The sequence below is a fragment of the Rhizobium sp. RHZ02 genome (assembly GCF_014851575.1).
In the GTDB taxonomy this organism is placed as follows: Bacteria; Pseudomonadota; Alphaproteobacteria; order Rhizobiales; family Rhizobiaceae; genus Rhizobium; species Rhizobium altiplani.
Genome location: NZ_JACUZX010000096.1, coordinates 1 through 451, shown reverse-complemented (window position 1 = coordinate 451; position 451 = coordinate 1). Strand labels below are relative to the sequence as shown.

The window sequence follows — 451 nt, the reverse complement described above, 5'->3', positions numbered from 1 at the left end:
GGTAAATGTAGAAAGCCAACACCAGCGTGCCGTTTTCAGGCCCGCCTCCGGTCATCTGGTATATGTGATCGAATACCTTGAACGAACCGATCGTTGTGATGACCATGATGACGAGCGTCGTCGGCGCAAGCAGCGGCCAGGTAATCATTTTGAAAATCTGCCGACGCGAGGCCCCCTCAAGGCGAGCTCCCTCCTCGTAATCCCGCGGGATGGATTGCAGGGCGGCGATGTAGAGGATCATGTTCAGTCCCACCATCTTGATGACCCGCGTCACGATGACAGCGGCCATCGCCCAGTTCGGCTCACGCAACCAGTTCGGTCCACTGATGCCGACAATCGCCAGCACCTGATTGATAAAGCCGCCTTCTCCCTGCAACAGGAACTTCCAGACGATCGCCCAGGCGATTGCCGAGGTGATAACTGGAGCGAAGAACACTGTGCGGAAGAACAC

General features: G+C 56.8%; 1 protein-coding gene. It reads right to left on the bottom strand.

What is annotated here, in order from left to right; all coding sequences use genetic code 11:
• The coding region (locus tag IB244_RS31675; RefSeq protein WP_192307007.1) for a carbohydrate ABC transporter permease at window positions 1-451 on the bottom strand (451 nt) is incomplete at both ends.